This is a genomic window from Paenibacillus sp. FSL L8-0340 (assembly GCF_038593145.1).
In the GTDB taxonomy this organism is placed as follows: Bacteria; Bacillota; Bacilli; order Paenibacillales; family Paenibacillaceae; genus Paenibacillus_AQ.
In genome coordinates, this window is the sequence record NZ_CP151967.1 from 87,624 (window position 1) to 109,251 (window position 21,628).

Genomic DNA, 21,628 nt, shown 5'->3' on the forward strand with positions numbered 1-21,628 from the left:
AAATAGGTTGTATATATAGCCGCCTTGCGGTAAAGTGGCAAGTTAGATAAGATCAATCGGGAGGCTTGAATCATGGAAACTGGAACATCGCGAGTTAAAAGAGGCATGGCAGAAATGCAAAAAGGCGGCGTCATTATGGACGTCATGAATGCAGAGCAAGCGAAAATTGCCGAGGCTGCGGGTGCAGTAGCTGTAATGGCTCTGGAACGTGTACCCTCTGATATCCGCGCAGCAGGCGGTGTAGCCCGGATGGCTGATCCTACAATCGTAGAAGAAGTTATCAAAGTGGTGAGCATTCCCGTTATGGCCAAAGCCCGTATCGGTCATTATGTAGAAGCGAAGGTTCTTGAATCTCTGGGCGTAGATTATTTGGATGAAAGCGAAGTGCTCACGCCTGCCGATGAAGTATTCCATATCAACAAACGTGAGTTTACAGTCCCTTTTGTCTGCGGAGCGAAAGATCTGGGTGAAGCGCTGCGCCGCATTAATGAAGGAGCTTCGATGATCCGTACTAAGGGTGAACCGGGAACGGGCAACATCGTGGAAGCCGTGCGCCATATGCGTTTTATCAACAGCCAGATCCGCAAGGTAACCAACTTGTCCAAAGACGAGCTTTTTCACGAAGCTAAGACTTTAGGTGTTCCTTACGAGCTGCTGCTTGAAGTTCACGAGCTCGGCAAGCTGCCGGTTGTTAACTTTGCCGCAGGGGGTGTAGCTACTCCGGCTGATGCAGCCTTGATGATGCATCTTGGTGCGGATGGCGTATTCGTCGGTTCCGGTATATTCAAATCGGACAACCCCGAGAAATTCGCCCGGGCGATTGTAGAGGCAACTACTCACTTCACTGACTATAAACTGATCGCTGAAGTATCCAAGAACCTTGGCACGCCAATGAAGGGGATTGATATCGCAACTCTGACTCCGGCTGAACGTATGTCGGAGCGCGGCCGTTAATAGAGAGAAGGTTGTCCGGATGAAAATAGGAGTGTTGGCGCTTCAAGGCGCCGTAACAGAACATATTGTCAGTATAGAGAAGGCCGGGGCTGAGGGCCTGCCCATCAAGCGTGTAGAGCAGCTGGATGAGGTCCAGGGGCTCATTATACCTGGTGGAGAAAGTACAACGATAGGCAAGCTGATGCGCAAGTATGGCTTCATAGAAGCGATACGCGATTTTGCAAGCTTGGGCAAGCCTATTTTTGGAACATGTGCCGGCATGATTGTACTGGCGAAGAGAATCGCCGGCGGTGAGCCCGGACATCTCGAACTGATGGACATTACCGTTGCCCGGAATGCCTTTGGCCGCCAGCGGGAAAGTTTTGAATGTGATCTGGAGGTTAAAGGGATAGATGAGCCGGTGCGTGCCGTCTTTATCCGTGCTCCTCTTATTAATGAGACGGGTCCGAATGTGGATGTGCTCACGGTTTACAAGGATGAGATTGTAACTGCGCGTGAAGGCAATCTGCTGGTCTCCTCCTTTCATCCGGAACTGACAGAAGATTACCGGCTGCACCAGTATTTTGCCGATATGGTAGAGGCAAGCCTGGCAGCCAAACAATAGAACTGCATATAAGAACATTCTGACTCTTTCAGTGCTGCAAAACAGCAATTTGAAAGAGTTTAGGCTGTTTTCAGGAGGGAAACTTTGTGCTAGATGTAAAAGTATTGCGCAGTGATTACGCAAAGGTAGAAGAGGCGCTTAACAAACGCGGTAAATCGCTCGATTTGATCGCCGGATTTCCGCAGCTGGATCTGCGCCGCCGTGAGCTGCTGCAAGAGACAGAGGGTTTGAAGAACCGCCGGAATATTGTTTCCGGTGATGTTGCTAAGAAGAAGAAAAACGGCGAACCGGCTGATGATTTAATTGCAGAGATGCGGACCGTTTCTGACCGCATTAAAGAACTCGATGATGAAGTGCGTGTTCTGGAGACTCAGATTGACGAACTGACGATGAGTATTCCGAACATTCCGCATGAATCTGTACCAGTAGGTAAATCCGAGGAAGAGAATGTTGAATTGCGCCGCTGGTCGCAGCCAAGAGAATTCGGATTTACACCAAAATCACATTGGGAGCTGGCACAACAGCTGGATATCATTGATTTTGAAGCTGCTGCTAAGGTAACCGGCTCCAGATTTGTTTTCTATAAGGGACTTGGAGCGCGTCTTGAACGTGCCCTGATTAACTTTATGATGGACCTTCACAGTGGAGAGCATAATTATGAAGAAATGCTGCCGCCGTATATCGTCAACAAGGATAGCTTATATGGTACAGGCCAGCTTCCGAAGTTTGAAGAGGATCTGTTCAAGTTGCGGGATACAGAGTACTACTTAATTCCTACGGCTGAAGTCCCGGTGACGAATTATTATCGTGAGGAGATTTTGACAGCGGCAGACCTACCCAAATATCATGTCGCTTACAGCTCCTGTTTCCGTTCTGAAGCAGGGTCGGCAGGACGTGATACCCGCGGACTTATCCGCCAGCACCAGTTCAACAAGGTGGAGCTGGTGAAGCTCACCACCCCTGAGACCTCGTATGAGGAGCTTGAGAAGATGACTGCGGATGCTGAGCGTGTACTGCAGCTTCTGGGGCTGCCATACCGTGTCCTGGGCCTGTGCACGGGAGATATGGGCTTTACTTCGGCTAAGACTTACGATTTGGAGGTTTGGCTGCCGGAGAGCGGCATGTACCGTGAAATCTCCTCTTGCTCCAATACTGAGGACTTCCAGGCGCGCCGGGCGAATATCCGTTTCCGCAAGGAACCCAAATCCAAGCCGGAGTTTGTTCATACGCTGAATGGCTCTGCACTTGCTGTCGGCCGGACGGTCGCCGCTATTCTGGAGAACTACCAGCAAGAAGATGGCAGTATCCAGATTCCAGAGGCCCTTCAGCCGTATATGCGTAATGTAAAATGTATTAGTCCTAAAGTTTCTTAATAAAACAGTTGCTTATTGTTTGTATTGTGTGGTACAATTCCTAATGCATGTGAAATTTAGATGCATTGGAGAGGTACCGAAGCGGTCATAACGGGGCGGTCTTGAAAACCGTTAGGGTGCAAGCCCACATGGGTTCGAATCCCATCCTCTCCGCCATTCCTTTTAATTAAATAAATTTACAGATAGAAGTCGCCTTCCTTGGAAGGCGGCTTTTTTTATACAGCAGGTTGAGAAAAATAAGGTTGTGGAATTTAATTTTTTAAATATTCCTTTACAGGAATATTCTCATAATGGTATATTTATATCGAGCAAGGGAATACAAAAGCCAGACACTTAATGAAGGGTACGTACCTTCACAGCTAAGAATGGATGATGACTATGAATTCGAATGTCATGAGTGCCTTGGCAGAGCCTAACCGCCTGCAGATTGTTGAGCTTTTGCGCGAACGCCCGCTAACTGTAGGGGAAATCGCTGAAAGGCTGCAACTGCGCCAGCCTCAAGCATCCAAACATTTGCGTGTTCTAAGTGAGGCTGGCATTGTGGAGGCCCGGGTGGACGCTAACCGCCGGATCTATAGCCTGCTGCCCGAACCTTTTCAGGAGCTGGAGGATTGGCTGAGCAGCTATCGTCACATCTGGGAGGAACGGTTCGACCGGCTGGATGACTACTTACAGAAAGTACAAGGTAAGCAAGCAGTAGAAGAGCAGCAAGATTGAATAAGAGATGATGGATGAGCTTTGCGAACGCTGTGGTAGAACTGTCTTAACCCACTAGGAAGATCGAGGAGGAATTTAAAATGGCAAATGAAATGGTATCCAAGGTAGAGGATAAGGTGCTTATTCTGGAACGTGAGTTCAATGCCCCTCGGGAGCTGGTATTTCAGGCGTTTTCGCAGGCAGAGCATCTGAAGCATTGGTGGGGGCCTAGAGGCTGGACGCTTCCGGTATGCCATATGGATTTCCGTGTGGGCGGCGTTTGGCATTATTGTATGAAGTGCGAGGACAAGAACCAGGGCGATTTCTATGGCATGGAATCATGGGGCAAGGGTGTATACCGTGAGATCGTTGCACCAGAGAAGATCGTGTATGTAGATTATTTCTCCGATGCGGAGGGCAACGTTGCAGATAATATGCCTGAGACGCTCGTTACCTTAATCTTCGTCGAAACAGAAAATGGGACTAAAGTCATTAATCGCGCGGAATATGCTACAAGAGAAGCATTGCAGCAGGTACTGGATATGGGTATGCTGCAGGGTATCACCGATACCTGGAACAGACTGGTTGAGCATTTGAACTCGATCCGGAAGATCGGTTAAAGGATAAAAGTCCTGCATATACGAAGGTCATTCCTCTTAGGAGGAGTGATCTTTTTTTATTCTTATTTTTGGAACCTGTTCCAGAGGGAATAAAAACCCTCTTTTCTCCGCAATGTATTAAAGAAGGGAGGCTGATAAGAACAATGAACCGACAATTGCAACTGGACCAGCAAAGCCTGGTTACCGCATGGCAGGAGCGTCTGCCTGCACTGATGGAGGATGGAGACAGCTTTAGTGTGCAGGGAGATGCAGCTGACCAGAACAGTCTGCTGATTCATTTCAATGCGGCAGGGCGGCAGGATTATTCTCTTGATTTTCGCTGCACTTATGTCGATAGCCGTGAAGTGGCTGTGAATCTGATTGATGCCGAGCAAGCCGGACGGCATACCGATGAGCGTACCGATGCCGTACAATTACTCGCTCAGCAGTATTCAAGACAGATTCATGAATGTGCACAAGCGCTACAAGATTTGACTAATCCATAGGGAGGGAATTAAAAATGAGCAAGCCTAAAAGTATGCCGGTTCCCGGGGTAGACACCAATCACGAGCCTAGAGGAGAACATCATTCTTCAGCGCCCAAGCCGCTTTCCGGCTCCAAAAAGGTCAAACAGGCTAACCATGTAGATCATCATAATCCGCAGGGATAACACCTCCGGAAAAGAAAGGAGAAATGAACTGTTTCCCCTTTTTGCCAAATGGTTTATCATTAGGAAGGGGAAACAATTTTTTTACATGGGAGAGGAGAACAACAATGAACAAAAAATGGGGGTTATCCGCTTCCGCATTGCTGCTTGCAGCTGCAATTATTTTGCCGGGATGCGCGAACAAACAAGAGGCACCAAAAGAGGCCCTGAAATCGGCCGCCGCTAAAGCGACTGCATTGACTTCATATGAAATGAAGAGCAAGCTAGTCATTAACAACCTGACTGTGGAAGCCGGTGAAGGTACAACGGATGCCACGACAGGTATGGTGCTCAGTATGCTGAAGAACGCTGATATTTCCGTGAATGGGGTATACCAGGCGGATCCGATGCAGACAGAAATGACTATGGTACTGAACCTGAAGGGCGATATGGCGATGTCCTTTAACATCCCTATGGTAATGACCGCAGAGAAGATGTACGTCAAAGTACCGTCGATTCCGTTCTTGCCGCTTCCGGAGACAATTGTAGGGAAATACGTAGAACTTGACCTGAAGGAACTGGCAGAGCAGGGCGGCACCGAATGGAGCCCGGCTTCAGTAGACACGCAAAAAATGCAAAAGCTCTCCAATGAAGTGGTAAGCACACTGTTGGCTGAGTATGATGAAGAAAAATATTTTACCGACATCAAACCTAAAGATGCAGCATTACCGGAGGACGTCAAGGCTAAACAAGTGGTTCAGTTCCAGGTGACCAATGACAATGTCAAAGAAGCACTTACAATCCTCGTGAATAATGCACTGCCGAAGATTATTGATATTGTGGGTAAGGAAGAATACAAGACTATGCTGCAAATTGACGAGGCTGATTTAGCCAAAGCCAAAGAAGAGCTGCAGTCCAGTGAGACCCGTGCTGAGGTCGACAAAGGATTGGCTGATTTGAACAAGTATCTGACGATCAACCAATTCAAACTCGATACCGCGATCGACAAAGATAGCTTCCCTGTATACCAAAACCTGCTGATGGATATCATCGTCAAAGATCCTGAGCAAGGAACGAACGTCAGCCTGTCATTAACCGGAAGCAACCAATACAGCAAAGTTAATGAGAAGCAGACCTTCACGATTGGCATCCCGCAGGGCGATGATGTAGTTACAATGGAAGAGCTGCAACAGCAGTTCGGTGGAATGGGCACTTATTAATCTAAGCAGCATAGAAATCCCGCATGCGTGCGTATTGTTCGCGCTCATGCGGGATTTTTTTGTTCAAATATAAAAATTTATATGCTTTTGAGGACGGCGAACCGTTTCCACTGGTTTACATAGTTTGGCTGCAATATGTAGTGAGGGCTAATGCTGTCCCTTCTCCGGATAGTAATCATCGCTCAGAATAGCGTAGGTGCGGTGGTCCTGCCACTGGCCGTTGATTTTAATGAAACGCCGGGCAATTCCTTCTGCCTGAAACCTGTTCTTCTCCAATACACGGCGGGAGCCTTCGTTATGCAGCAGGATGCAAGCCTGTACCCGATGCAGCCCAAGAGCATGGAAGGCATACTCCAGGATTAAGCCTACAGCGGCGCTGGTATACCCTTTTCCTTGTACCTCATGGTCAATAAAATAGCCGATATCGGCATACTGTCCGACGCCACGTACCACATTGGAAATGGTAACCTGCCCAATTAATTGTCCGTCCAGCAGAAAGATGCCAAACATATAGGCTCTATCCTGACGGGCATCCTCCAAACGCTGGCCAACGAGCTGCTTCTGGCTTTCAAGGGTAAAATAATCGTCCTCGCGCAGTGGTTCAAACGGCTGATGCTGTACCTTGTTGCGCAGGCGCAGCTGAAGCAGCTCTTCCGCATCATGGAGCTGCAGCAGGGAGAGATAGATACCTTGAGACGTATTGTACAGTTTAAGAGACATATAATCCTCCTTGGTCATTTTTGCGAATAACTATAGCTTGGACGGCTTCTGGCGCAAGCGGCGGAAAAAGGAAGTCAGCAGATCCGCACACTCCTCCTGCAAGATCCCTTGAATGACTTCGGTCCGGTGATTGAACCGCGGTTCCTCCAGCAGATTCATGAGGGTGCCTGCACAGCCGGCTTTAGGGTCTGTTGTGCCATATACGGTGAGAGGGACTCTAGATTGAACCATAGCCCCCGCACACATCGGACAGGGCTCAAGGGTAACGTAGAGCCGGCAATCGAGCAGCCTCCAGGAATTCATAGCTATACTGGCCTTGCGGATGGCTACCATTTCAGCATGAGCCGTGGAGTCCATTGTGGTCTCACGCAGATTGTAGCCGCGCCCGATGATTTCGCCATGGCGGACAATTACTGCTCCGATGGGAACCTCGCCCAGTGCTTCTGCTTTGCGGGCTTCCGCAATCGCCTCCCGCATCCAATATTCATGAGCCTCCCGCTCTTCGGGCGGCAGTTCATCAAGTAATATATTCAAGTGCATCTTCCCTTCTTATTCTGTACCTTGTGCAACGAACAAATATTCGTTCTGAACAAATTGTGTATAAGTCTGTGGATAACCGCCGACTTATACACAATATTGTACACATTAGAATTTAATAAAATGTTTATATGTGTATATCCTGTGGATTAACCTTATGTTTTTCTTATCCATTGTAGAGAAACTCCCTATAAAATTCAATGCTTCGCAAAATATGCCCCGTCTCTGAAATGTCTTTTCAAATGGATAGGCAAAAGGTATGATATTCATGAACACTCCGCTAGGATTTACCAGCGGATAAGAGGTGAAAAAGCAGCTTGTCCATAAAAACGAAATTATCGGCTATTATTTTTGGTTCGGTACTGCTGATCTTGGCGCTCAATCTTACACTGAATCTTTACGCGGCCCGTGATAATCTGCGTATTGAAAGTGAAAATAATATGAAGATGACCGCCATGCAGATTGCCGTTTCAGTCGAACAGAGCAGCTATAGCTCGAACTATGTGCAGTATCAGCTGGCTCAGAACCTGCGGATGACCGCCATTCTAGCCTCTGAAGAGCTTGACCCGGATATCAAGAATGTGAAGAATGAACAGCTGGTGTACCTGGCGGATAAGCTTGGTGTGTCTAATATTTCACTTCTGGTCAAGACTGATGATGATATAGTGGTTGCCAAATCGTCTGATCCTAATGAGATTGGACTGCCTACCAAAGGAATGGGGTATTGGTACGTCGCATTTCTCGAGCTGTTTGCCGGTCAGAAAGTATCCGTTCAGCAGGGGCAGAGCCTTGAGAATTTCTGGTCCGGACCTTTTGAATTTTCGACTTCCAATCCTAAGTTCATTGAAAAGTGGGGATATTATCACGATGCCTCGACTAACTACATCATAGATCCTTACATACGGAGTACAGCAGTGAGTGATTACGTCAAAATTATGAATCCTGATGAGATCGTTCAGCAGTCCAAAGAGGTCAATCCGGGACTTCTGGAGGTCACAGGAATCAATCCCAAAACCTTTGCCTCTGCAAGCATGATGCCTAATGGTGAAGACCGCGTGAATGAGAAGCTGCGCAGCCGTCCCATTAAATTCGGCACCTATATCTTTGGCAATGTGGAAGAGGATAAGTCGGCGATGATGGCAGCCCTCGGCAAAGGGCAGCCGGTCACGCTGGATACGGAGGCTCTTGGCAAAAGAGTGCTCAAAAGCTTCATCCCGATCAACCAGCCGGGTGCTGATGATTATGTCGTCTCTGTAGTCATGGACTATTCGGTCATTTCTTCGGTCATCAAAGACCAATTGTTCAATAATATCACTACTTCATTGTTGCTGCTTATCATTTTTTTCGTGTGCAGCTATGTGCTTGCCGGTGTGGTAACGCGTCCGATTCAGGATATTCTGGCCAAGGTCAATGATGTGGCAAAAGGCAAATTTGAGCCGCCGTTAAAGGTGGACAGCCGGGATGAGCTGGGACAGCTGGCCCACAGGATTAATGCGATGACCTCCCATCTTTCCCAGCATACGAACCGGTTAGGGCAGACGCTGGAAGAGAACCGGGCGGTTAAGGAACATTTGGAATCGGTGATCAACGGCACCTCCGATGCGATTCATACTGTAGATATGGATGGACGGATCACCAGTACGAACAGAGCATTTGAGGATCTGTACGGCTGGAGTGCCGCAGATGCCCTGGTTAAGCCGCCTTATCTGGTACCGGCTACGGTGCAGAAACAGGAAGAAGAAAGGCTTAGGGAGCTGAAGAATGGCGCTGTTCTGCCTCCGGTAGAGACTGTAAGGCTGAAGCGAGACGGTTCGATGGTCGAAGTCAGTGTCAGCACCTCGATCATTCGCGACGAAGAGGGACGGCCACAGGCCTTTGTCCACGTATCCCGTGACATGACAGAGCGCAACCGGATCGAAGAGCTGCTGAGACGCTCTGAGAAGCTGACGACGGTAGGACAGCTTGCCGCCGGGGTTGCCCATGAAATCCGTAATCCGCTGACAACGCTACGGGGATTCCTGCAGCTTCAACAAGAAAAGCAGGTGCTGGTCCCGCTGCATATTGACTTAATGCTCTCCGAACTGGAACGAATTAATCTCATTGTGAGTGAATTTCTGATATTGGCCAAGCCGCAGGCAGTTCACTTTCAGCAAAAGGATGTCCGGCACATTCTAAATGATGTAATTTCCCTTCTGAGCAGCCAGGCCCATCTCTTTGGCATAGAGTTTGAGTCACGGTTCGCAGAGCTGCCGGCAACGGTGCATTGCGAGGAGAACCAGCTCAAGCAGGTGTTTATTAATATCGTCAAGAATGCCATTGAAGCCATGCCGGACGGCGGAACCATCACACTGGAGCAGTATATGGATGAAGACTCTGTTGTTATTGTGATCTCTGACGAGGGAGGCGGCATTCCCGATTATATGCTGCCCAAGCTGGGCGAGCCGTTCTATACCAATAAAGAGTCAGGGACGGGACTTGGGCTGATGGTCAGCCAGCGGATTATCCAGGCTCACAAAGGCAGTCTGGAGATTCGCAGTGAATACGGTTGCGGGACGGAGGTTATTATTAAACTGCCCGCACCAGTTGAGCCTGCTGCAGAGCAGGGCATGAATAAAGAACGGAGTGAAGACAATCATGAGAATTAATAAATTCATCAGTGAGACAGGCTATTGTTCACGCCGTGAAGCAGACAAGCTGGTGGAAGGCGGCAGGGTTACCATTAACGGTGAGCCGGCCGTACTCGGCAGTCAGGCCGTTCCTGGCGATGAAGTACGGATTGATGGCAAGCCGCTGGAAACGGGAAGCCAGATCGTCTACATTGCGCTTAATAAGCCGGTGGGCATCACATCGACCACGGAAAGCCACATTCAGGGGAATATTGTTGACTTTGTCGGACATCAGGAGCGCATCTTTCCGATCGGCCGGCTGGACAAGGACTCAGAGGGGTTAATTTTACTTACCAATGATGGAGACATTGTTAACAAGATATTGCGGGCCGAAGGCAAGCATGAGAAGGAATACGTAGTCACTGTAGACCGGCCTGTCACGCCTTCCTTCATTTCCGGGATGTCGAGTGGAGTGAAGATCCTGGGCGGCAGAACGCTGCCCTGTGAAGTGACAAGAATGACAGAGCGGGTATTCCGCATCATCCTGACTGAAGGCAAGAACCGGCAAATACGCCGCATGTGTAGCGCCTTTGGTTATGAGGTCAGAAAGCTGCAGCGCATCCGGGTTATGAATATCCGCCTTGGGACGCTGCAAACCGGAGAGTGGCGTGAGCTGTCCCCTCAGGAGAAGCAAGAACTTGGGGAAATGCTAAACTATGAGCTGCAGTAGCCATTAGAAAGTGCTGCCGAAGAAAGCAAAGAGCTGTTCCAGAAGATCTCTCGCGGGATCGTTGGAACAGCTCTTTTATCTGAGTGCCTATTATTGGTTAGGGAGGGTAATGCCCTTTGGTTCAGTGACTTCTTGATATTTGCGCAGAATAGAAACTTCTACGCGGCGGTTCTTGGCCCGTCCGGCAGTAGTGTCATTGGGTGCGATTGGATGGTATTCCCCATATCCGATAGGACTGAATTTAACGGGATTCAGATTCGGATTCAGCAGCAGGATTTTCATGAAATGCAGTGCACGGTCTACGCTGAGGTCCCAGTTAGATGAATAGCTGGTATTGGAAATCGGAATATTATCCGTATGCCCTTGTACAAGGACGTCATAATCAGGGAATTGCTGCAGCATGTTCGAGATTGATTTGGCAAGCTGGCGGGAATCATCCTTTACGTCTGCCTGTCCTGAAGCAAAGAGGGCGTTGTCGCTGATGGTAATCATCAATTGCGATTGATTCAACTTGGTGCTGAGCAAATCGGTCAGCCCGTTCTTTTCAATATACTGATCAAACTGCTTTTTTAGTTTCTCCAGATCCTCTTGCTCTTTCGCCCGCAGCTTGGCCATGTCGGATTCGCCGGTATTCTTATCAATAACACTGTTCATTTTATCTTGCTTACCCTGATCAAGCTGGGTATTTGTCGGGGCATCGGAACGATACTCCAGAACACCGCCACCACCACTGAGCGCAGAGCTAAAGGCATCAGCCATGTCTTCAAATTTCTTGGCGTCTGTAGCACTCATGGCATACATAACGAGGAACAGCGCCACTAGGAGCGTCATCAGGTCGGAATAGGGTAATAGCCAGGATTCATCGGCATGCTCTTCGTGTTCTTCATGCCTAGTCTTTTTGCTCACTTGAGCCGCCTCCCTTTTCGATTAGCTTGACACGTTCAGAAGGTGTTAGGAAGACGGAAAGCTTCTGATTGATAGCGATTGTGGATACTCCGGATTGAATAGACAGCAGACCCTCTACCATCATCAGCCGGATTTCAATTTCACGCTTGGAAATTCTTTTGAGCTTGTTGGACATCGGATGCCACATTACATAACCGGTGAAAATACCGAGCAATGTAGCAATAAAGGCTCCGGCAATTGCGTGCGCCAGAACGTCCATATCACTCATATCCGCCAGAGCGGCAATCAGCCCGATAACGGCACCCAATACCCCTAGGGTAGGAGCGTACATCCCCGCTTGTGAGAAGATCAGGGCTCCCGCTTTATGCCGGTCTTCTGTAGCATGAATATCTTCCATTAACACATCGCGGACAAATTCCTGGTCGTTGCCGTCGATAATCATCCGCATACCGTTACGGAGGAAGTTATCTTCGATCTCATCGACCTTGGACTCCAGCGCCAACAGACCTTCGCGCCGTGTAATGGAAGCCCATTCCATGAACATTGTAATCAGTTCAGCTTTGCTGACCATCTTTTTCTTAATAAAGAGGATCTTGAACAGCTTGGGTACATTCTTGACCTCCGACATGGGAAAGGCCACAAAGATTGAGGCAGTCGTACCAAGAAAGATAATGACATAAGCTGCCGGATTTTCCAAGCTGGTAAGCGGGGCATGTTTGAGCATCATTCCCCAGACAACTGCGATGAGACCAAATACTAAGCCTAGTAATGTTGAAATTTCCATTATGCACCTCGTCCATGAGAATTAAGAAGTGATCCGTTCAGACCGCATATTTCATCCTTGAACAGCGGCGGGACACCCTGCACGTAACCAAATCACGTATATTCTTATTTATCGTCAGTATTCCGTTTTTTGTGAAGTCATTTTTTCGGCTATAATGATAAGGTAAGTTATTATTCATCTGTGAAGAAAACGGAGTGATACACGTGGGTGTGAAACATGGCAGAGATTACAGCGAGATTCTTAGTGATTTGACGGAAGCAGTCGGACGTATTTCTGACGGGTATGTGTTTTTTGAGATGGAGCCGGATGAGTGGCAGGAACTGCCGCAGGAATCCAAGCTGGAGGTATGGGAAGCGCTCGCAGAGGATCTATTCTACGCGCTGGGCAACGAGCCTGTTATTCAGGTAGGCAGTGGTGTGGTTATCTATGACAAGGAGACGCACCGTATCAATATTTTGCTGGGTGAAGAGGATTTGGCTTCGGTTGTACTCATTTAGAGCAGCAGAACAGCAGAGTAACAGGAGGACGGTTTGCCCCCTGTCTGCGGCCCGTGGTAAAATTGAAGATGCCGAGTACTATTTGCCGGGATCTTAGAATACATTAAACCGAAAAAAAGCCTTCATCCTGGCGCATCCCTTGGACTTTACCGAAGCTGAGGGATGTTTTGTTTAAGGGATATGGGGAGCTGGGCTGTACGGACTTTACGGCTAACTTAGTAAGGGAGGAAACAAATTGCATTTTACGGAGGAAGAGCTGCGTGAGCAGGTAAGTAAGCTGGAGGGCTGGAAGCTGGAGCCGAATATGATGGTGCGTAAATATATGTTTAATGAATATATGAAGGGTATCGCCTTTGTGGATGAGGTGGCTGCGATCTCGGAAGCCTTCGATCATCATCCGCATATTACAATTGATTACAAAACGGTAATTCTGCGCTTGTCCGCAAAAGAAGAGAGCGGGCTTGCCGCGCTAGAGTTCCGCCAGGCGCATGAATTTAACGAAGCTTTCGACAAAACGCGTTAGGCGCAGGAGAAACCGACCTATCATAGGAATAGATATAAAAATGCCCGTGCAAGGATGTCTGAATATCCTTTGTACGGGCATTCTGTATTTTTAAGGTCAGGTTTATTTCTTCTCTGCAAGCCACATGGCAACATTCGCAATCTCTTCGGGAGCAAGCTTATCCTTGAAAGACGGCATTTGGCCGCGTCCCTTCGTAACAATGGTGTAGATTTCTTCTGCGTTATGCTGGCCGCCTTCCTGCTGCAGACTAGGGCCTAGACCGCCCTGTAGCTGATCACCGTGGCAGGTAATGCAGCTTGCCTGTACAATCGCTTCGGCGCTGGTGGCATCCAGTGTGACTTGCGGCATCGTCGGGTTATTTTCTTCGGCTACCTCTGCTTTGCCGGGCAATGTGAACAAGAGCACTACCGCAAAGGCACAGGCTGCGAAAAACAAACCGCCCATGATCCATTTCTGCATCTTCATCCGTCCCCTCCATGTAAGCTGCTTCCTACATTATATAGGATGGTGAAGCGTTATCATAGCATTTGTGTCAAAAAAGTGGACGATTTCAACACTAAAATTTTCAATTTAATGGAACGTTATGTTGTTTATCATAGACCATGCAATAAAATGGCTTATTTCCGGTTGGAGTAAGGCGTTCATAAGTATCCGTGATCGTGAAGCCGCATTTTTGGTATGTTCGGATCGCCCGCTGGTTCCAGGTCAATACTTCCAAATCAATCTCCCGCCCGGGATACCGCTTTAGCGCGGCCTGAACGATGGCTTCCATGAAAATGTGGCCAAGACCGTGTCCGCAAAGCTCGGGGCGCATTCCAATACCCAGCCTGACGACACCCTCCATCGGAAACAACTGCGCAAAGCCGCAAAGGATGCCTTGCTCGTTGACCACGGAAACATACTGGTCCCTGCGGAGCTCTGGATCGCCAAATTCAATGCCAAGCGCCTCCATTTGGGACCAAGGCATCCATTCGTAAATATTATAAGGCGCTTTGTAATTCCATGCGGCGATGTCTTCAGCATGGCTGATCTCCATGGGAACCACATGGAATGTAACGGGGGAGCTAATCATAAGGCCACCGGCCTCCTTTCATAGGGAGCAACAGCACTAGCTATACCTAATTATATCCATAACTGGCCTGATTCGACTCAGAAATTTCCTGAAAGGCGGAAACTTGACAAAGTGGTAAAAAATATTTTATGAAATGGAGGAAATTTGGGTAGATTTATGTTTTGCGGATATTGAGAGGGGTAAGTAATTTTATAGACAAAAAAAACAGGCCCCCTCCAGATTTCGGCAAAAATCATGGAAGAGTGCCCGTTTTACGACAACTTATTGCACGTCATCATTGTCTTGGGAATCAGAAGTAACGGATTGGTAAGCATCTGTACTCATGATCCGTTTGGCGCCAACGTAACGGTTGACGTAGTAGCTGTCACTCATCGTGCTGATGGTTACACCACGGGAGGATGAAGCATGTGCGAATTTGCCCTCACCGACATAAATGCCGACATGGGATACACCTTTACCGCTGGTATTATAAAATACAAGATCTCCCGCTCTCAGATCGTCCCGGGAAATGGCGGTACCCATTTGGTATTGGGAACCGGATTGGTGTGGCAGATTGATACCGATCTTATCAAAAACGTACATTGTAAATCCGGAGCAATCAAAGCCGTTGGTCGATACACCGCCGGATACGTATTTACTTCCGATGGTCTTGTCGATGACTTTATCCATTTTGGAATCCGCGAAAGCGCTTCCTGCTCCGATGGTAAGCATAATGGAAAAGCTTAGTACTGCTGCTGCTAACTTCTTCTTCAAAAGTGAATACCCCTTCCAAATGCCTACGAGGTTAGCTTAAGGGTTCGGTTGAAGGTCCCCTATGACCCCTCTGTGAATAGGAGGTCAATTCACCCAAAATCGGTTCCCCCGTTTCCCTAATGGTTAGGGAACTCGGCATGACTGTTGATTAGGATTAGCTTGTTAACCAATACATGACAAAACCTTTGTAAAACCCGATTGAATAATTACAAAAATGTTACTAAAAACTCACTGCGATAATTGTAACAAAGACTTCGCCAGTTGGCAATCACTTAAAACATATTAATGCATAATATTTACGCTTTTTAAGAGTTGATTTTGCTAAAAAGGTCTTATATTTACACGCTGAGTAAGCTTTAACTTAGATTTGTTGGGATTTTTAGTAAAAAGGTGTTTCACAGGCCTCAAATACGTGTAAAAGGTAGAATAAGGAAGACAAAAAGGAAAAACCCGGAAATGATTACGGCAATAATCAGTTTCCGGATTTCTATAAGTTACAATTATTTATTGGAGGATGGAATTCCTGAGGGATGTCAATCGTAAGCGATAGCTTTGTAAGCTGTTGTGCTCATTACTCGTTTGGCTCCAACGTAGCGGTTGGCCCAATAGGATTGACTCATTGAACTGATAGTTACACCACGGGATGAAGAGGATTGGGCGAATTTTCCGTTGCCGACATAAATACCGACATGGGAGACTCCATTGCCAAGGGTATTGAAGAATACCAGATCGCCTGAACGGAGGTTACTCCGTGATACGGCGGTTCCAACGCTGAATTGTGCTTTGGAAGTGCGGGGCAAGGTAAGGCCAACGTTCTTAAATACATATTTGGTGAATCCAGAACAATCAAAGCCGGCAGTGCTTGTGCCCCCGGTTTTATATGTCGTTCCGAGTGTTTTTGTAATAACCGTATCCATTCTGGAGTCGGCGAAAGCGCTCCCTGCTCCAAGCGTGAACACCATCACCAGCCCTAATGCTGCTGCGGTGCATTTCTTCTTAAAATTATGACTTTTCAAAAGATGTACTCCTTCCAAGGCCTGCGAGGTTAGCTTAAGGATTCGGTAGAAGGTTCCCCTATGACCCCTCTAAAGCGAGATCAATTCACCCAAAATATGGTTCCCCCACTTCCCGGTGCCGGGAATTTGGCGTTTTATGCACCGAAACAGTGACGTGTCGACAAGGTTAAATGCTTAAAGGTACATTCATTTGCTTCAAATTAGTTTCAAAAGATTACAAAGTTGTTACTACTGGTACAGGCATCATTGTACCAGAGGATTTACAGTTTTGCAAATACCCTAAATCACGTTGTAACCAAAAGAAGAGTCCCGCCCTTTATCTGGGGCAGTGACTCTTCTATTATGCCAAGGGACTGGCGTAATTATTGTGGAAATGTTTTACTGCACCAAAGGTGATACTGCCCCGCTAGGCTCCACATTTTGAACAGCGTTGAGGGAAGCGGTGAAAATTGCCGGAACAGCAGTGCGGGCAGGCCTGGACAGAAAAGTGCGGTCACTCCAGAGAGCAGCAGCAGAAGCAGGCCGCCGGCGCCGAACAGTGCAGATATACAGGTGGAAGGGAGGATTACCCTCAGGCCAACCAGCAAGGAAGAAAACATGCCTGTTCCTCCGGTGAAGCCAAACTGCATGTACAGCAGCAGAATGCGGATCAGGTAGAAGTACAGGAGCCAGGCCAGAACATAAGGAACCAGTCTCAGCAGCAGAGTATAATCGAGAATACCGCTGAGGAGAAGCCCATACATTTTGGGGAGAAGCCAATACAGCGGTGTTGCGGCCAGAAGCCATTCCGCTAGACTGAACAGCAGTACGGGGAGTCCGTAAAGCTTCATTCCGGGAAAAAAGAACATTCCCCGCTCCCCTTTGCGCTCCTGGTGCAGCTCATGCAGCAGCCCTGCGCGGATAAAGGGGGAGCATAGCAGCCGTAGCGCTGAGAGGGCCAGCAGCAGCCAGAGCCAGCGCAGCACCCCGGGGTCTGTGCTAAGTGCAGTCTGTCCTTCGATATAATACAGCAATCTGCCTATTCCGCTGCCGCCGGCGTGTGTATCGGGATAACGGAGCAGCACCGGGATGAGGGCTGACCTGACGAATCTGTACAGGAAATAGCCCCAAAGCAGCCGATAGATAAAAAGCAGAATCAGAATATAAAATTGCTCTTTCATGCTGTACCAGCCGCGAACTATCGATCTTTTCACAATCCTTCACCTCACCAGACAAGAGTTCCGAGCAGGGTTTCAAGCAGCTTCGTTGCGCTAAGCGTCCAGCGGGAGAGCGTCTTTCGCTCCAGCTCCGCCAGTCTAAAATTGTTGAGATGCTTACTCTCCAGCAGAATGGAGTGCTCCGGATCAATCTCTGCAGACAAAAGAGGCGCTTTGTAGGCTAGCTGAAAGGTGGTTTCCTTCTCTGTCCCATTCCAAAACTGCTGGACAGTATAGCCATCCAGGAAGGTGAACTTTATGGGGACGTCACCATACTGATTTCCTTTATTGCTGACCGCTACTGAGCTTTCGTAACGGGCATTATCATCGCCGCCCTCTTTTTTTGGGTCAGAGATTTTAATGTGATCAATTGAAAAATCCGGAGAACCGCCGCTGTATACATATTGGTCGAAGTAGGCTTGCCAGGATTTTTTGGTTACCTTCTCCACGATTTTCTGAAAGTCGGCGGTAGAAGGATGCCGGAAGCGGAACTTACGGGTATAGGCCGCCATTATGGCATCCATCGTCTTGGTTCCGACCTGCTGTTCGATATCCTTCAGCACCAGCTTGCCGCGGATGTACACATTTCGGGCATAGGCATCGGCAGGAGTGTATTTCCAGGTTTCCAGGTTAAGCGGCTGGGAGGATGTCACCAGGCTGGCCTGCAGGACATGATTGGATGATACCCCATACTCCTGCTCCATTAGCCTGTCTTCAGCGTAGGAAGTGAAGCTTTCGTCCAGCCAGGCCTCCTCGAATTCATTGCTGGCTAACATCCCGTAGAAATATTGATGGCCGATCTCATGAATGACCGTGCGCTCCAGAGAGGTGCCTGGAGAAGCCTCGGCCGCGCCAAAAGCAGTAACCAGTGTGGGATATTCCATCCCGCCGGCGCCGTTGCCCTCTTTGGGAGGTACGACGATGGATAATGTAGAGTAAGGATAAGGTCCGTACCATTTGCTGAAATTGGTCAGAGCGGCCTTCGCTGCCTGGAAATAACGCTCCTGCAGATGTTTATGTAGCGGGTCCAGATAAAGCTTGATTCTCACGCCCGGTACATAGTCTGTAGAGAAGGCCTCTTCGGCTACCACAAAGTCCGGGGAAGCGGCCCAGGCGAAGTCATGGACATCATCCGCATAAAATTGATACACCTTCTGATCCTGCTTCAGCTTGGCGCTCTTGACCGGGAACCCGCTTGCGCCAACGATATAATTGGGGGGGACGGAGATGGTTACATTGTAGATACCGAAATCGCTGTAAAATTCGGATGTTCCGTGATATTGGTGCAGATTCCAGCCTTCCTCATGTACACCCCGGGTACCGGCAGGTTCATAGACGCTCAGTTTGGGAAACCATTGCCCGGCCATCACGAAATTGCCGGCGGAACCCATGCGGGCGAATATTTTGGGCAGCTTAACTTCAAACTGGACCCTAAGCGTAACACTTTCCCCACCGTTAACCGGCTGCGGGAGATGCACCTTTACGAGTGTCTTGTCATTGCCATTGCCATCATCAGGCTGCACGTATTGCAGCCGCTGCATGAGCGAGACTCCATCCGTAGTCCGGAGATCGGTCAGGGTTATGCTGCCAAATCCGTTCGCTGGCATGGCATCACCCCGGAGTTCGCCTCCAGATTCTTTCATAAACGTAGTATCTTCAGAAGCAAATGCGTTTGGATAAAGATGAAAGTAGAGTTCTTGTACCGGTTTTAGGCCCGGGTGAGTCCAGGTCACCGTCTCTGAGGCTCTTAGAGAGGTGGTGTCCGGCAGCAGCTGCACGTCGATATGATACTCCACTACCCGCTGGCTTAACGCTTCTGAGACCGGAAGGGGAGTGCTCTGGGGAAGAACGGGCTGCACGGCTTTGGGCTTAGGCAGGGCAGCGGGGGACTTGGCCTCTTTTTGAACAGCAGCAGTCAGAACGGCAGGGCTGTGCTCTGCACCATACCCTGAAAGGACCCCTATTCCCCCTCCCAGCAGAGTGAGGGCGGACAGGGCCGCAAAGACGATAACGTACCTTAATGACAGTGGCTTCATACTGTGATTCCTCCCGTGACAAGCATCTACGGGATGTATATGTTTGCATTCGCCGCATTATTAGCTAAAATTAAATTATTAGTGAAAGGGAAGGATGTGCACTTGTGGATAACATACAACCGGAGGGCAAGAAACAGATTGCCTTAAATATTGTGAATGCCAAGAGCAAACATAAAGGCTTCGGCGCAGGCTCCATTGATTTGAACAATGTATCGCCCGTTATTATTGACGGCGGTGAAGCAGTTATCGATATCGGTGCCATGCATGCCAAGAGCAAGGTAGAGAAGGGGATTAAGTTCTCCATGAACCGCGAGGATGTGCCGGCGGGCAGACAGGTTTGGGTTGTCTGGGTAGCTGTAGACCGTACGGCGGAGGGCCAGTTCTACGGGGGCATTACCGCTTGCGAGATGTGGATTGATACAGAGGCACGGCGCGGCTGGAAAATTCTTGCCGATCATGTGAACAAGCTGGATGCTGCTCTGAAGCGGAAGATCATTCTGGAGGGGCTCGGTACGGTGGAAAGAGCGGCGCTTAAATCATTGCTGATTTCTCATAATGAAGCTTGGTGGAATGCCTCTCCGGAAGAGCTGAAAGCGGCGCTGTCGGAATAGGAGATGTCCCCCGCAACATACTTTGATTCAAGCTAAAAAGGCTTGGCCCTCCCGAAACGGGAAAGGCCAAGCCTTTTGAATGCTCATGAGGGATGAATCAAGATGTTTGTGTTCTTTTATTTGCCTGCTGCATTGATCTTGCGCTTTAGCTGGCTGACTCTGGCCTGGCTGATGCCAAGAACCTCGGCAAGCTCCTTCTGGTTGGCATACGGATGGTCCGCGATGGCCTTCTCGAGACGCTGGCTCATTTCCTCTGTTTTTGTTCTCCGGCCGCCACGCAGTAATGCAGTGTTGTCTTCAACAGGACTTACCGGTTGCTCTGCCGCATCGGAAACAAGCCCGGGATCCCCCAGCTCTTTGAGGCAGCTGTTGCAAATAAACTGATCTTTAAAGTAAGTTACATGGTCAAGGCTTCTGCAAAAAGTGCATTCTGTAGAGGTGTACTTTCTGAGCACAATAATCTCTTCATTCAGAATGAAAAACTCGATAGGATCCCCAATGTCAATATTACGTGTCATGCGGATTTCTACAGGAACCACAATTCTACCAAGACTGTCTAAACTCCGGATCATGCCTGTATCTTTCATCTCATGTCCCTCATTTGCATCTTTATATTTTTGGTGTGGATATCTATGATTATAACAGTAATTGTAAGTTAAGAGAACGGGGGAAGCGCATACATTTATAGGAATTTGGAGATTAAAGAGATGAAAAGCCTCTGCCGGCGGAGGTCCGCTGGCAGAGGCTGATTAGGGTTCATTATTTTTTACCCAATTCCGGGATACCGAAACAGGCAGGGAAGTCTTTAAACTCTGAAAGAGCTGGCCTGCTTAGCATTTACCGAAACGTAAGGATTGTTCCTGAGATAGAAACGCCAGGGCAGCTCCGCATATTCTTCAGCATAAGGAATATTGATGCGGGGAGCCTGTACAATATCAAGAGTTTCGGGGCTTGCGCCTTGCTCCAGCCAGAGCGGCCCGCCCGGTACGTCCAGGCGGATTTCATTCAGGCTTTTGTCGATCCGCAGCGCCCGGCAGAGCTTGCCCGGACCGCCCGACAGGTCGGCCGGCTTCTTGACGGCTATGCCCCGGTAAGATGCCATCCGCTCCGCATCGGCGGGAGTGAGCGGCTCCACCGCGCGGATCAATACCGCATGCGGATCGTCTTGCGCGGCGGTAACCACATTGAGGCAGTGGTACATGCCGTATATGAGATATACATAGGCGGTGCCGCCGGAGCTGAACATCACTTCGGTTCTGGCGGTGCGGCGGCCTCCATAAGCATGGCTGCCTTTGTCTTCGGCGCCTCCGTAGCTTTCCGTTTCCACGATGCGGCAGCGTATATCCCCGTCTTCCGTGCGCCGGACCAGATGCTGGCCAAGAAGAAGCGGCGCGGCCCTAAGCGCTGTATGCGCATAGATCTCCGGGGACAGAAGTGGAGAAGAAGGGAACGGTTCCCTGCCGCTGGCAGCGTTATTCGCATTCATAGATTGATGGCACCTCTCCCTGGCGAAGCAGGGCTTAAAGCCTGTGCTTCTGCCGTTCATTGG

The 21,628-nt window shown here is 48.9% G+C and carries 25 protein-coding genes, 1 tRNA gene and 2 riboswitches; of the genes, 14 read left to right on the forward strand and 12 right to left on the reverse strand.

The annotated features are described in order from the left end of the window. Positions 1-69 precede the first annotated feature (69 nt). The 9 genes from pdxS to NST07_RS00445 all read left to right on the forward strand — a co-directional run bounded on the left by pdxS (position 70) and on the right by NST07_RS00445 (position 6,092). Complete coding sequence (gene pdxS, locus NST07_RS00405; protein ID WP_341380305.1) at positions 70-954, forward strand: pyridoxal 5'-phosphate synthase lyase subunit PdxS; 885 nt, start codon at positions 70-72, stop codon at positions 952-954. A gap of 19 nt (positions 955-973) precedes the next feature. Then, positions 974-1,558, forward strand: coding sequence for a pyridoxal 5'-phosphate synthase glutaminase subunit PdxT (pdxT, locus tag NST07_RS00410; protein ID WP_342480909.1), 585 nt, complete (start codon positions 974-976; stop codon positions 1,556-1,558). Positions 1,559-1,644: 86 nt separating this feature from the next. Continuing rightward, a complete protein-coding gene (serS, locus tag NST07_RS00415; protein ID WP_341089064.1) occupies positions 1,645-2,931 on the forward strand; it encodes a serine--tRNA ligase in 1,287 nt (428 codons plus the stop codon). A gap of 67 nt (positions 2,932-2,998) precedes the next feature. Next, positions 2,999-3,087, forward strand: a tRNA-Ser gene (locus NST07_RS00420). Between the two features lie 222 nt (positions 3,088-3,309). Beyond that, positions 3,310-3,648, forward strand: coding sequence for a metalloregulator ArsR/SmtB family transcription factor (locus tag NST07_RS00425; protein ID WP_341089066.1), 339 nt, complete (start codon positions 3,310-3,312; stop codon positions 3,646-3,648). Positions 3,649-3,728: 80 nt separating this feature from the next. Then, positions 3,729-4,247, forward strand: a complete 519-nt coding sequence (locus NST07_RS00430; RefSeq protein ID WP_341089068.1) for an SRPBCC domain-containing protein — start codon at positions 3,729-3,731, stop codon at positions 4,245-4,247. 143 nt (positions 4,248-4,390) lie between these two features. Continuing rightward, the gene (locus tag NST07_RS00435; RefSeq protein WP_341089069.1) at positions 4,391-4,732 is read left to right on the forward strand and encodes a hypothetical protein; all 342 of its coding nucleotides are present in this window, start codon (positions 4,391-4,393) and stop codon (positions 4,730-4,732) included. A 14-nt stretch (positions 4,733-4,746) separates the two neighbouring features. Beyond that, complete coding sequence (locus NST07_RS00440) at positions 4,747-4,896, forward strand: small acid-soluble spore protein P (RefSeq protein ID WP_038584486.1); 150 nt, start codon at positions 4,747-4,749, stop codon at positions 4,894-4,896. Positions 4,897-5,000: 104 nt separating this feature from the next. After that, a complete protein-coding gene (locus tag NST07_RS00445; RefSeq protein WP_038584489.1) occupies positions 5,001-6,092 on the forward strand; it encodes a hypothetical protein in 1,092 nt (363 codons plus the stop codon). Between the two features lie 147 nt (positions 6,093-6,239). On the opposite strand, the gene NST07_RS00450 is transcribed toward NST07_RS00445, so the two are convergent. Together NST07_RS00450 and tadA are read right to left on the reverse strand one after the other, a co-directional pair. Beyond that, positions 6,240-6,812 carry a GNAT family protein gene (locus tag NST07_RS00450; RefSeq protein WP_341089072.1) on the reverse strand — a complete coding sequence of 191 codons (573 nt, stop codon included), beginning with the start codon at positions 6,810-6,812 and terminating at the stop codon, positions 6,240-6,242. 30 nt (positions 6,813-6,842) lie between these two features. Further along, positions 6,843-7,346, reverse strand: coding sequence for a tRNA adenosine(34) deaminase TadA (tadA, locus tag NST07_RS00455; protein ID WP_341089074.1), 504 nt, complete (start codon positions 7,344-7,346; stop codon positions 6,843-6,845). 320 nt (positions 7,347-7,666) lie between these two features. Here tadA and NST07_RS00460 point away from each other — a divergent pair, with 320 nt between their 5' ends. Together NST07_RS00460 and rluF are read left to right on the forward strand one after the other, a co-directional pair. Continuing rightward, positions 7,667-9,994 (forward strand): ATP-binding protein, encoded by a 2,328-nt coding sequence (locus tag NST07_RS00460; RefSeq protein WP_341089075.1) that lies wholly within the window; start codon positions 7,667-7,669, stop codon positions 9,992-9,994. Continuing rightward, complete coding sequence (gene rluF, locus NST07_RS00465) at positions 9,984-10,685, forward strand: 23S rRNA pseudouridine(2604) synthase RluF (RefSeq protein WP_038584496.1); 702 nt, start codon at positions 9,984-9,986, stop codon at positions 10,683-10,685. The genes NST07_RS00460 and rluF overlap by 11 nt, the downstream gene beginning before the upstream one ends. A gap of 90 nt (positions 10,686-10,775) precedes the next feature. On the opposite strand, the gene motB is transcribed toward rluF, so the two are convergent. Next, positions 10,776-11,591, reverse strand: a complete 816-nt coding sequence (gene motB, locus NST07_RS00470; RefSeq protein WP_341089076.1) for a flagellar motor protein MotB — start codon at positions 11,589-11,591, stop codon at positions 10,776-10,778. Beyond that, positions 11,575-12,375 (reverse strand): flagellar motor stator protein MotA, encoded by an 801-nt coding sequence (motA, locus tag NST07_RS00475; RefSeq protein WP_076114081.1) that lies wholly within the window; start codon positions 12,373-12,375, stop codon positions 11,575-11,577. Before motA ends, motB begins: the two co-directional genes overlap by 17 nt. A gap of 203 nt (positions 12,376-12,578) precedes the next feature. On the opposite strand from motA, the gene NST07_RS00480 reads away from it, so the two are divergent. Continuing rightward, a complete protein-coding gene (locus NST07_RS00480) occupies positions 12,579-12,872 on the forward strand; it encodes a hypothetical protein (protein WP_341089078.1) in 294 nt (97 codons plus the stop codon). A 235-nt stretch (positions 12,873-13,107) separates the two neighbouring features. Continuing rightward, entirely contained in the window at positions 13,108-13,395 is a 288-nt protein-coding gene (locus NST07_RS00485; protein WP_038584508.1) for a 4a-hydroxytetrahydrobiopterin dehydratase, read from the forward strand. Positions 13,396-13,497: 102 nt separating this feature from the next. Here the strand turns inward: NST07_RS00485 and NST07_RS00490 are convergent, their stop codons facing one another. From NST07_RS00490 to NST07_RS00515, 6 genes are all read right to left on the reverse strand, one after another. After that, a complete protein-coding gene (locus tag NST07_RS00490; protein ID WP_341097501.1) occupies positions 13,498-13,854 on the reverse strand; it encodes a cytochrome c in 357 nt (118 codons plus the stop codon). A 106-nt stretch (positions 13,855-13,960) separates the two neighbouring features. Then, positions 13,961-14,467 carry a GNAT family N-acetyltransferase gene (locus tag NST07_RS00495; RefSeq protein ID WP_341089080.1) on the reverse strand — a complete coding sequence of 169 codons (507 nt, stop codon included), beginning with the start codon at positions 14,465-14,467 and terminating at the stop codon, positions 13,961-13,963. Positions 14,468-14,728: 261 nt separating this feature from the next. Continuing rightward, positions 14,729-15,178 carry a C40 family peptidase gene (locus tag NST07_RS00500; protein WP_156130986.1) on the reverse strand — a complete coding sequence of 150 codons (450 nt, stop codon included), beginning with the start codon at positions 15,176-15,178 and terminating at the stop codon, positions 14,729-14,731. Between the two features lie 47 nt (positions 15,179-15,225). After that, a riboswitch (cyclic di-AMP (ydaO/yuaA leader) is annotated at positions 15,226-15,368 on the reverse strand. Between the two features lie 385 nt (positions 15,369-15,753). Continuing rightward, the gene (locus tag NST07_RS00505; RefSeq protein ID WP_341097502.1) at positions 15,754-16,182 is read right to left on the reverse strand and encodes a C40 family peptidase; all 429 of its coding nucleotides are present in this window, start codon (positions 16,180-16,182) and stop codon (positions 15,754-15,756) included. A 57-nt stretch (positions 16,183-16,239) separates the two neighbouring features. Continuing rightward, positions 16,240-16,378: riboswitch (cyclic di-AMP (ydaO/yuaA leader) on the reverse strand. Between the two features lie 220 nt (positions 16,379-16,598). Further along, complete coding sequence (locus NST07_RS00510) at positions 16,599-17,429, reverse strand: hypothetical protein (RefSeq protein ID WP_341089082.1); 831 nt, start codon at positions 17,427-17,429, stop codon at positions 16,599-16,601. Positions 17,430-17,440: 11 nt separating this feature from the next. Beyond that, complete coding sequence (locus NST07_RS00515; RefSeq protein ID WP_342480910.1) at positions 17,441-19,468, reverse strand: M1 family metallopeptidase; 2,028 nt, start codon at positions 19,466-19,468, stop codon at positions 17,441-17,443. Positions 19,469-19,572: 104 nt separating this feature from the next. Between NST07_RS00515 and NST07_RS00520 the strand changes: the two genes are divergently transcribed. After that, on the forward strand, positions 19,573-20,079 hold the full coding sequence (locus NST07_RS00520) for a YwhD family protein (protein ID WP_340895636.1): 507 nt from the start codon (positions 19,573-19,575) through the stop codon (positions 20,077-20,079). 116 nt (positions 20,080-20,195) lie between these two features. Here NST07_RS00520 and NST07_RS00525 read toward each other — a convergent pair whose 3' ends face one another. Both NST07_RS00525 and NST07_RS00530 read right to left on the reverse strand, forming a co-directional pair. Next, positions 20,196-20,666 carry an AbrB/MazE/SpoVT family DNA-binding domain-containing protein gene (locus NST07_RS00525; RefSeq protein WP_341089086.1) on the reverse strand — a complete coding sequence of 157 codons (471 nt, stop codon included), beginning with the start codon at positions 20,664-20,666 and terminating at the stop codon, positions 20,196-20,198. 218 nt (positions 20,667-20,884) lie between these two features. Beyond that, positions 20,885-21,565, reverse strand: a complete 681-nt coding sequence (locus tag NST07_RS00530) for a DNA-3-methyladenine glycosylase (protein WP_341089089.1) — start codon at positions 21,563-21,565, stop codon at positions 20,885-20,887. Positions 21,566-21,628: the final 63 nt, after the last annotated feature.

Coding starts and splice junctions, on each gene's coding strand:
- NST07_RS00515 (WP_342480910.1), bottom strand. CDS start 19,468: ATGAAGCCACTGTCATTAAGGTACGTTATCGTCTTTGCGGCCCTGTCC.
- motA (WP_076114081.1), bottom strand. CDS start 12,375: ATGGAAATTTCAACATTACTAGGCTTAGTATTTGGTCTCATCGCAGTT.
- pdxT (WP_342480909.1), top strand. CDS start 974: ATGAAAATAGGAGTGTTGGCGCTTCAAGGCGCCGTAACAGAACATATT.
- NST07_RS00490 (WP_341097501.1), bottom strand. CDS start 13,854: ATGCAGAAATGGATCATGGGCGGTTTGTTTTTCGCAGCCTGTGCCTTT.
- NST07_RS00530 (WP_341089089.1), bottom strand. CDS start 21,565: ATGAATGCGAATAACGCTGCCAGCGGCAGGGAACCGTTCCCTTCTTCT.
- NST07_RS00495 (WP_341089080.1), bottom strand. CDS start 14,467: ATGATTAGCTCCCCCGTTACATTCCATGTGGTTCCCATGGAGATCAGC.
- NST07_RS00445 (WP_038584489.1), top strand. CDS start 5,001: ATGAACAAAAAATGGGGGTTATCCGCTTCCGCATTGCTGCTTGCAGCT.
- NST07_RS00440 (WP_038584486.1), top strand. CDS start 4,747: ATGAGCAAGCCTAAAAGTATGCCGGTTCCCGGGGTAGACACCAATCAC.
- NST07_RS00500 (WP_156130986.1), bottom strand. CDS start 15,178: ATGCTTACCATCGGAGCAGGAAGCGCTTTCGCGGATTCCAAAATGGAT.
- NST07_RS00525 (WP_341089086.1), bottom strand. CDS start 20,666: ATGAAAGATACAGGCATGATCCGGAGTTTAGACAGTCTTGGTAGAATT.
- rluF (WP_038584496.1), top strand. CDS start 9,984: ATGAGAATTAATAAATTCATCAGTGAGACAGGCTATTGTTCACGCCGT.
- NST07_RS00450 (WP_341089072.1), bottom strand. CDS start 6,812: ATGTCTCTTAAACTGTACAATACGTCTCAAGGTATCTATCTCTCCCTG.
- NST07_RS00430 (WP_341089068.1), top strand. CDS start 3,729: ATGGCAAATGAAATGGTATCCAAGGTAGAGGATAAGGTGCTTATTCTG.
- NST07_RS00435 (WP_341089069.1), top strand. CDS start 4,391: ATGAACCGACAATTGCAACTGGACCAGCAAAGCCTGGTTACCGCATGG.
- NST07_RS00425 (WP_341089066.1), top strand. CDS start 3,310: ATGAATTCGAATGTCATGAGTGCCTTGGCAGAGCCTAACCGCCTGCAG.
- NST07_RS00505 (WP_341097502.1), bottom strand. CDS start 16,182: ATGGTGTTCACGCTTGGAGCAGGGAGCGCTTTCGCCGACTCCAGAATG.